This window comes from Nocardia tenerifensis NBRC 101015 (genome assembly GCF_000308715.1).
Lineage (GTDB): Bacteria > Actinomycetota > Actinomycetes > Mycobacteriales > Mycobacteriaceae > Nocardia > Nocardia tenerifensis.
Map to the genome: position 1 here is coordinate 1 of NZ_BAGH01000218.1, position 8,411 is coordinate 8,411.

Sequence of the window (8,411 nt, forward strand, 5' to 3'; positions counted from 1 at the left end):
CGGGTCGCGGTGGTGTCGTCGGGCGATCCGGGCGTGTTCGCGATGGCGGCGGCGGTGCTGGAGGAGGCCGCCGACCCGCAGTGGCGCGGCGTGCCGGTGCGGGTGCTGCCGGGGCTCACGGCGGCCAACGCGGTGGCGAGCCGCGTCGGCGCGCCGCTGGGTCACGACTACGCGATGATCTCGCTCTCGGACCGCCTGAAGCCGTGGGAGGTTGTCGCACAACGACTCTCGGCGGTGGCCGCCGCGGATATGGCGATCGCCGTCTACAACCCCGCCTCGTCACAGCGCACCTGGCAGGTCGGCGCCATGCGCGATCTGCTGCTCGAGCACCGCAAGCCCGACACGCCCGTGGTGCTCGGGCGCGACGTCGGCGGTCCGACGGAGTCCGTGCGGGTGGTCTCGCTCGCCGAGCTCGACCCGGCCGAGGTGGACATGCGCACGCTGCTGATCATCGGCGCGTCGACCACGGCGGCCGTGGCCACCGACCAGGGCGTGCGCGTCTACACCTCGCGTCGCTACGCCTGCACGGGCGACGTGCCCCGCTCCGGCGCGTAAGATCTCCTGACGCACTGACGATTGGAGGGATCTTGGCCGCGACACTGTCGGAGCTGACGTTGCGCGCCCGAGCCCTGGAGGCCCGAGCCACCGCCGGCGAACAGGCCCTCGACGAGCAGGGTGCGGTCCTCACCGAACTCGCGGAGCTCACCAGGAAGGCGCTCGACGGCATCGACCGGATCGCGGAGCGCACCGGGAAGATCGAGGAAGACCTGGTCGAATTGCGCCTCGGCCAAGCACGACTGGAAGAGGGCATGGCGCTGGTGCTGGCCCGGCTGGATCAGCTGGCCGGCAAGTAGGTCAGGCGAGGCGATCCGGCGCACGTTCGTATAACATTCCACTATGGAATGTTGACAGCGAAGGGAGCAGTCGGTTGACGAAAACCGCGACCAGCCGCAAGCCGTTGAACTCCACGGCCGCGTCGCTGCTCGGATTTCTGCACGAAGGACCCATGTCGGGCTGGGATCTGGTGGCCGAGGCCCAGGACCGCATCGGCGACTTCTGGACCATCACGCAAAGCCAGGTCTACCGCGAGCTCGCCACCATGGACGCGGCCGGCCTGGTCGAGAAGGGGGAACCGGGCGCCAGGGAGCGCACCCCCTACCTCATCACCGACCTGGGCCGGGAGGCGTTCCTGGAGTGGATCGCTCGCGATCCGGGCGGCGAGAACATCCGCTTCCCATTGCTGTTGACGCTATCCTTCGGCGACCATCTCGATCGCGCGCACCTCGACCGAATCATCGCCGCCAACAGGGAGATTCATCAGGCGCGGCTCACTAGGTATCTCGACGAGGATCCGTCGGATATGTCCGTGTTCGCCCGCGCCACAATGGATTTCGGCATCGGTTACGAACGCGCGGTGCTCGATTGGTTCGACCGTCTGCCCGAGCTACTGGGCGGCTGAGCACGCCCGGAGCCAATCCAGCACCTGGGCAACATCTTCCACGACCGCCCCGCCCTCGGGCAGTGGCGGCCGGTCGATCACGACCACCGCGAGCCCCGCCGCACGGGCGGCGATCAGCTTGGCCTCGGTCTGGTCGCCGCCGCTGTCCTTGGTGACGAGCACATCGATGCGCCGGTCCACCAGCAGCCGCGCCTCCTCGTCGACCGTGAAAGGCCCACGGGCGAGCAGTAATTCGTGCCGCGGCGGGAGCGCGCCCTCGGGCGGATCGATGGCGCGGATCAGAAACCAGCGATCGTGCAGTCCGGCGAAAGCGCCGACGCCCTGGCGACCGATGGTCAAGAAGACTCGATCGCCCAACTCGCCCACGGCTTCTGCCGCGGCGGCCAGATCGGGTACTCGAATCCACCGATCACCGGGCCGTGCGGACCAGCCGGGCCGTCGCAGGTGCACGAGCGGCAGGTGCAGCTGCGCCGCCGCGGCGGCCGCGTTGGCGCTGATGCGGCCCGCGAACGGATGGGTGGCGTCGACCACGGCGTCGATCCCGTTGGACCCCAACCATTCCCGCAGACCATCGACCCCGCCGAAACCGCCGACGCGCACCGCGCCATCCGGGAGCAGGGGGTCGCGAACGCGTCCGGCGAGCGAGGAGACGATGTCGACTCCGCGCTCGCCGGAGGCGAGGTGGGCGAGCTCCCTGGCTTCCCGGGTGCCGCCCAATATCAGGGTTTTCAGGGCTGGCCGCTGAAGTAGGCGATGCCGGCGTTCAGCAGCGAGGGCCCGCCCGCGACGGCGAGGCCGATGAGCGCGCCGAGCACCGCGCCGGGCAGGAGCCCGACCCCGAAGAACAGGAAGCCGACGGCGGCGCCGATCAAGCCGCCCACCAGCGCGCCGAGCGAGGCGCGCTGCAGTTCGGCGAAGAACCACTCCTGCGCGCCGATGAACTCGGCCGCGACCGGCGCGTTCGCGCCCGGGGCGACCTGCGGGGTGAGCGTCAACTGCTTGGCGTCCTCGGCGATGGCCGCGGCGATCCGCACCTGCTCGCCCTTGGCGGTGGTGGTGAGCGGGATGGTGGTGACGGTCGCGCCCGCGGCGTTCGTCAGGACGACCGACTGCTGGTCGGCGGCCAGGCTGAACGCGCCGCCGGTGACGTTGGTGACGACGGACTTGCCCGCGTCGGCCAGTTGCAGAGCGTAGCTGACGCCCTGGTCCTGGCCCTGCACGGTCGGAGCGGCCGCGGTCTGCTCCTGCGCGGGCGGTGCCGGCACGGGCGCGGCGTACGCGGTGCCTGCCGTGACGCCGGTGGCGGCGATGGCCAAAAGTGCGGTGGCGGCGAACTTCTTGTATTTCATTCAATCTCCCCATCAGGAACCGGATTTCCGATCATGATCGGATCTCGGCCCCGACCCTACCCGCTGTCGTGCGCGCGTTTCATTCGCGGACCGCATTTCGTGGCCCGACCTTGTGCATTTTCACAACAGACCATTGCGTGACGGGCAACTGGGGACGCCAAGTCGTGAAAGATCCCAGTGGCTCCGCGCGGTAGATCTGGAACTTCCGTAACGTGCCGCCGTGCTCGGCCGCCCAGGTGAGCAGCTGCGACTCCGACTCGGCGGTCACCGCGTTCGCGACGAGCCTGCCGCCTTGGCGCAGCTGTGACCAGCATGTCTCGAATAGGCCGTGCTGGGTCAGCCCGCCGCCGATGAAAATGGCGTCGGGCGAAGGGAATTCGGATTGCCGTAATTCCGCCGACACCTCGCCGCGCACGGATATGTGCGGAACACCCAGGGCTGACGCGTTATCGGTGATTTGCTTGCGCCGCGACTCCAGCCGCTCGAAAGTGACTGCGCGACAGGCGGGGTGCGTGCGGCACCATTCGATCGCGATGCTGCCCGATCCGCCGCCGACGTCCCACAGCAGCTCACCCGGGGCGGGGGCGAGCGCGGCCACGGTCAGGGCGCGTACCTCGTTCTTGGTGAGTTGGCCGTCGCCAGTGAAGAGTTCGTCCGGCAGGCCGGGCAGTCTCGACGCTCGGGTATGCCCCGGATCCTCGGCGCACTCGATCGCCACGACGTTCAGTGGATCACCGGCGGGATGTCCCCACTGCTTCGCGATGCCCGCCACGACACGCTCCGCCGGACCCCCCAACTGCTCCAGCACAGTCAGCGTCGAATCTCCGAAACCATTGCGACCCAGCAACTCCGCGATTTGCGCAGGCGTTCGCTCATCGGCGCTGAGTACCAGCACCCGCCGCCCCTGCGCCAACTCCGGCAGCACCGTCGCCAATGGCCGCCCCACCACACTCACCACCGGCGTCGCCGCCACCCCCCACCCCAGCCGCGCGCACGCCAGCGACGTCGACGACGGCTGCGGCAAGACCCGCAACGACTCCGACCCCAACAACCGTGCCAACGTCACCCCGATGCCATAGAACATCGGATCCCCACTACCCAGCACACACACCCGCGCCCCCGCATACCGTTCGAACAACCCCGGCAACGCGGGCACCAACGGCGACGGCCACCCCACCCGTTCCCCCACCGAATCCCCTTCCGGCACAAGCCCGAGCTGCCGCACCGACCCGAAAAGCACCTCGGCCCCCGCAACGGCCTCCCGCGCCGCCCGTCCCAACCCCTCCCACCCATCAGCCCCGATCCCCACCACCACAACCTGCGGCCCAGACCACAACACCGCCATCACCAACCACCCACCGGCCAGCGCGACCCGAGGTCAACAGCTCCAAGCCGCTGCTCCACAACTCCACCCACATGACGCCGCCGCTCCATCCCATCCGCGAGCCTCCCCGGGACAGCCCTCCGCTCGAGATGCTGCGGCACAACGCCCCTCGCGAATCGTGGCCGAACCATCCCGCTCACGAGGCGCTGCCGCATGATGGAGCCCGCGTAGCACTGCGCACCAACGCTCTGCGAGGGAGACTGCGGCACAAAGCCACTCAGGAAGCACTGTCGCACGACACCACGCGCATGAAGCCGCCGCACAACGCGGCCGACGAGGCACTGCGGCACAGCATTCAGCTCGACATGCTGCGGCACAGCCCTATTCACCAGGCGCGGCGGCACAACAGCGCTGACATGGCACCGCCGCACAGCACCGCCTCCGAGATGCGGCGGCACGAAATCGCTGATGGCACGGTGCCGCCTAACCTCGCCCACGTGGCTGCGCACCACCGCGCTGCGCGCATGGGGCTGCCGCTCCGCAATCCTTCGCACAAGCCGTGGCCGCACATCGCGGCTCGCATGTAGCTGCGGCACAAAACCTGTTCCGGGACGCTGCCGCACAGCACCACCCACGTGGCACTGCCACACGACGCGACTCGCCCGGCGCATGACCGCAGCCCCGCCCGCCCCTCGTTGCGGCACGACACCGCTCACACGGGACTGCGGCACCGCACCCCGCGTCAGGGACTGCGGCACCACACCCCGCGTCAGGGACTGCGGCACAACACCACTCACCCACCACTCGCGGCCCACCGCCGCAACCAACGCCAGTCGCTGCGGCACAACGCCGCCCGTGAGGTCCTGCAGTACAACACGATTAGTCAGTCGCTGCGGCACAGCATCACTAGCCCGCCATTCGCGGCTCACCGCGGCAACCGGCACCAGTCGCTGCGGCACAACACCACCCACCCACCACTCGCGGCCCACCGCCGCAACCGACACCAGCCGCTGCGGCACAGCACCACTCGGCCACCACTCGCGACTCACCGCGGCATCGGACGCCAGTCGCTGCGGCACAACACCGCTCACCCGCCGCTCGCGGCTCACCGCGGCATCCGGCGCCAAATGGCTTGGGGCAGTAGCCGCATCGCGAAGAACACGGGGCGCAGGATGCCGGGGATCCAGACCACTCCCGCGCGCTTGTGCAGGCCCTTGACCACGGCGGCGGCTACCTGGTCGGGAGTGCTGGAGAAGGGAGCGGGCTCCATGCCCTCGGTCATGCGGCCGATGACGAAGCCTGGGCGGGCGAGCAGAAGGTGAACACCGCTGCCGTGCAAGGCATCGGCGAGTCCGGAGGCGAAACCGTCGAGACCCGCTTTCGCGGATCCGTAGACGTAGTTGGCGCGGCGTACGCGCGCGCCCGCGACCGAGCTGAAGACGACGAGCTGCCCTTCACCTTGCGCGCGAAGGAGATTCGCGAGGATGGTGAGGACGCTGACCTGGGCGGCGTAGTCGGTGTGCACGACGGCGAGCGCGTGGGCCGGATCCTGTTCCGCCCGAGCCTGATCGCCGAGCACACCGAAGGCGAGCACCGCGACGCCGAGCTGACCGTGTTCGGCCACGACCTTGTCGAAGAAGGCGGGGTGGCTCGCCGTGTCGTCGGCGTCGAACTCGACGCAGTGCACCTGCGCCGCGCCGGCCTCGGTGAGCGTCGCGACCTGCTCCGCCAGCTCGTCGCTGCGCCGCGCCGCGAGGATCACCACCTGCCCGCGCGCGAGCCGCCGCGCCACCTCGAGCCCGATCTCGCTGCGCCCGCCGAGCAGCAGCACCGTCCCCTCGGCAATCCCTCGCAATCCCATGGCGCATAGTCTGTCATCTCCCCGCCGCGGCGCTGACCACGGGACATCCCGGCGTCTTGTCGCGAGAACGGGCGGGTACCACCGTCCGCCGCGGCCATACCGGCCGAGTCACCGCTCGGGAACGAGCGCTACCGTCAGGGCATGCCGACGCAGACCGTAGAGCTGTCCCCCGCCGCGCTCGAGTTCGTCACCGAGCGCCACCTCGCCACCCTGACCACGCTGCGGGCCGACGGCACGCCGCACGTCGTCGCGGTGGGATTCACCTGGGACGCGGAGGCCGGCTTGGTCCGCGTGATCACCGACGGCGCCTCGGCGAAGGTTCGCAACGCGCGCCGGGGCGGCTACGCGGCCGTCAGCCAGGTCGAGGGCCGCCGATGGCTGACCCTCGAGGGCCCCGCGACAGTGCTCGACGACCCCGACGCCGTCGCCGAGGCCGAACGCCGCTACGCCCTCCGCTACCGCGTCCCCCGCGAGAACCCGACGCGCGTCGTCATCGTCATCGAGGTCGGCCGCGTCCTCTCCAGCCGCACCCTGACGTAGTTCGGTTGATCGCTCTCCACTGACAGCACATCCCTGACACTCCAGTGACAGGACATGCCGGACACTGATCGGTCGGGCAGCGGCACCCACTCGATACCGATGCCCGGCGGACCCGCATTACTCGGGCTACTCGCCGCCGACAAAATCCCGCACGCAGATCCGCAACCTCATCGACCCACGACTCGACCAGGCTATCGAGGCTGCGATAACAGTCACGGCGCCGCCCGAACTACCGAGACCACCCGAAGTGCGCCACAGACGCTTGATTCGTACTGGGGGCGACGTTCCACACGTACTTTTCGCAAAGCCTTCGAGGGAGCACTGGAGACGGTAGCTCGAGAGCTCGGCCGTGCACGCCGCGCCGATTACGTCTGCGCATCCGAGACAGCGGACCTCGACAGCTTTACCCCGGGTCGGCTAATCAGGCAGGGACAACCGCAGAAACTCCGGCGTCTTCCCGGGTAGCACCCGCAGCATCGGCACCGGCTTGTCGACCGGGTTGCCGACCTCGTCGAAGTCCAGGGTCCCGCTGGCCCCAAGCACCGCCGTCGTGCCGTGCAACCGGTTCATCGACTGCAGCACGTCCTCGGCGCGCACGACATTGCCCGCCGCACCGGCCGCCTGCCGGATCGCCTGGACGGCGGTCGCCACCGCGTCGTAGCCGGTGATGGCCGCCGCGTCTTCCAGTCCGTCGCTGGACAATTCGCGATAGCAGACGCGCCCTTGGCACCCCGCGGCGAACTGCGCGATGGAGTGCAGGTTGAATGCGTCCTTGTTCGACTGCCACGCCTGAGGATGTGCCAGACCGGTATAGACAACGGATACACCGGAATCCAGCGCGGTTTGGATGGCGTCGTCCGGCGCGGCATAGGACGCCATGTCGTCGCCGGTGAGCACGGTGATCGGCCCCTTGGGGCAACCACGGTCGGCGAGCGCCTTGATGAATGTCACGGCGTGCCTTGCCCTTCCGGCGAAGTACACCACCTCCGGCGCGGCATGGCAGACATTCGGCATCATGTACTGAAAAGTGTTGTCGACGTTGATGTCTCGCGAGTCATACTTCTCGGTCGGACCCGAGAATCCGTGCGTCGCATCGGGAAAGGAGACGGTGAACTCATCGGCCAGCGTCTGCGGATAGTGATCCTCGGGGTTCTCGTCGCGAACCAGCAGCGCACGGTGCGCGTCCGGCTTGATGAACGCGGCGGCCGCCCGCGCCTGCGCGGTGTTGGTCGGCGATACCCGCAGCAGGCCAGGGATGGTGGACAGGTCGTCGGCCGTGAGCGTCGAGCCGACCATCGGCATCCGCGACTCGGCCAGCCGTCGCATGGCGCTCACCGCGTTGCCGACGCTGAGTCCGATGCCGGTCACCGCGACGATGTGCTCTCGATCGCGACGCTTCTCGAGCTCGTCGACCGCCGACTTCCATTGCGCCAGACCGCTTCCCGCGTTGGCGAGCAATAGCCGAATCCGTGGTTGGCTTCCCCAGGTGGTCGCGTGGTTCGCCGCGAGCTGACCCAGGTGCGCGCCCTCCAGCTGATGCCGGACCCACGTCTTCGTCACGATCTCGTCGCCGGTGCCGCGCAACGTCATCGGCAGCAATACGGCGATGCTGACGTGCGCCACGCCCGAGCCGGCCACGTCGTCGTTCTCCCGTCGGATCCGCTCCTCGAGGTCGCGCAGCTCCGGCGCGAAAATCACGCTGCCGTCGGTCAATCCGGTGCACTCCTCGTACGGACCGCTGTGCACGACGCCGTCACCGCAGTGCTCGAGCCGATCGCGAACGACGACCCCTCCGACAGCCACCCCCACGACCAGCACGGCGGCCGCCGCGGCCAATGCCCACTTACGCCACCACGGCGGCGGCGGCACGATCTGGGT

Annotated in this window: 10 protein-coding genes; 5 read left to right on the forward strand and 5 right to left on the reverse strand. The window is 69.2% G+C overall.

What is annotated here, in order from left to right; translation table 11 throughout:
• From ON39_RS18125 to ON39_RS18135, 3 genes are all read left to right on the forward strand, one after another.
• A partial coding sequence (locus tag ON39_RS18125) for a precorrin-3B C(17)-methyltransferase (RefSeq protein ID WP_169335893.1) occupies positions 1-555 on the forward strand: 555 nt, incomplete at its 5' end.
• Positions 556-587: 32 nt separating this feature from the next.
• Complete coding sequence (locus ON39_RS18130; protein WP_040735590.1) at positions 588-854, forward strand: hypothetical protein; 267 nt, start codon at positions 588-590, stop codon at positions 852-854.
• Positions 855-928: 74 nt separating this feature from the next.
• Positions 929-1,459: a PadR family transcriptional regulator gene (locus tag ON39_RS18135; RefSeq protein ID WP_040735591.1), complete on the forward strand. Its 531-nt coding sequence runs from the start codon at positions 929-931 to the stop codon at positions 1,457-1,459.
• On the opposite strand, the gene ON39_RS50665 is transcribed toward ON39_RS18135, so the two are convergent.
• The 3 genes from ON39_RS50665 to ON39_RS18150 all read right to left on the reverse strand — a co-directional run bounded on the left by ON39_RS50665 (position 1,445) and on the right by ON39_RS18150 (position 4,153).
• Complete coding sequence (locus ON39_RS50665) at positions 1,445-2,176, reverse strand: cobalt-precorrin-6A reductase (RefSeq protein ID WP_246003106.1); 732 nt, start codon at positions 2,174-2,176, stop codon at positions 1,445-1,447. The two genes, ON39_RS18135 and ON39_RS50665, sit on opposite strands and share 15 nt — an antisense overlap.
• An 11-nt stretch (positions 2,177-2,187) precedes the next feature.
• Positions 2,188-2,808: a DUF8020 domain-containing protein gene (locus ON39_RS50670; protein ID WP_040735592.1), complete on the reverse strand. Its 621-nt coding sequence runs from the start codon at positions 2,806-2,808 to the stop codon at positions 2,188-2,190.
• A 79-nt stretch (positions 2,809-2,887) separates the two neighbouring features.
• Positions 2,888-4,153 (reverse strand): bifunctional cobalt-precorrin-7 (C(5))-methyltransferase/cobalt-precorrin-6B (C(15))-methyltransferase, encoded by a 1,266-nt coding sequence (locus ON39_RS18150; RefSeq protein ID WP_040735594.1) that lies wholly within the window; start codon positions 4,151-4,153, stop codon positions 2,888-2,890.
• A 287-nt stretch (positions 4,154-4,440) separates the two neighbouring features.
• Here ON39_RS18150 and ON39_RS18155 point away from each other — a divergent pair, with 287 nt between their 5' ends.
• Complete coding sequence (locus ON39_RS18155) at positions 4,441-4,719, forward strand: hypothetical protein (RefSeq protein ID WP_040735595.1); 279 nt, start codon at positions 4,441-4,443, stop codon at positions 4,717-4,719.
• Positions 4,720-5,237: 518 nt separating this feature from the next.
• Here ON39_RS18155 and dprE2 read toward each other — a convergent pair.
• Complete coding sequence (gene dprE2, locus ON39_RS18160; protein ID WP_040735596.1) at positions 5,238-5,993, reverse strand: decaprenylphospho-beta-D-erythro-pentofuranosid-2-ulose 2-reductase; 756 nt, start codon at positions 5,991-5,993, stop codon at positions 5,238-5,240.
• Between the two features lie 141 nt (positions 5,994-6,134).
• Between dprE2 and ON39_RS18165 the strand changes: the two genes are divergently transcribed.
• Complete coding sequence (locus tag ON39_RS18165) at positions 6,135-6,533, forward strand: pyridoxamine 5'-phosphate oxidase family protein (RefSeq protein WP_040735597.1); 399 nt, start codon at positions 6,135-6,137, stop codon at positions 6,531-6,533.
• Between the two features lie 417 nt (positions 6,534-6,950).
• Here ON39_RS18165 and ON39_RS18170 read toward each other — a convergent pair.
• The coding region (locus ON39_RS18170) for an ABC transporter substrate-binding protein (RefSeq protein ID WP_157195491.1) at positions 6,951-8,411 on the reverse strand (1,461 nt) is incomplete at its 5' end.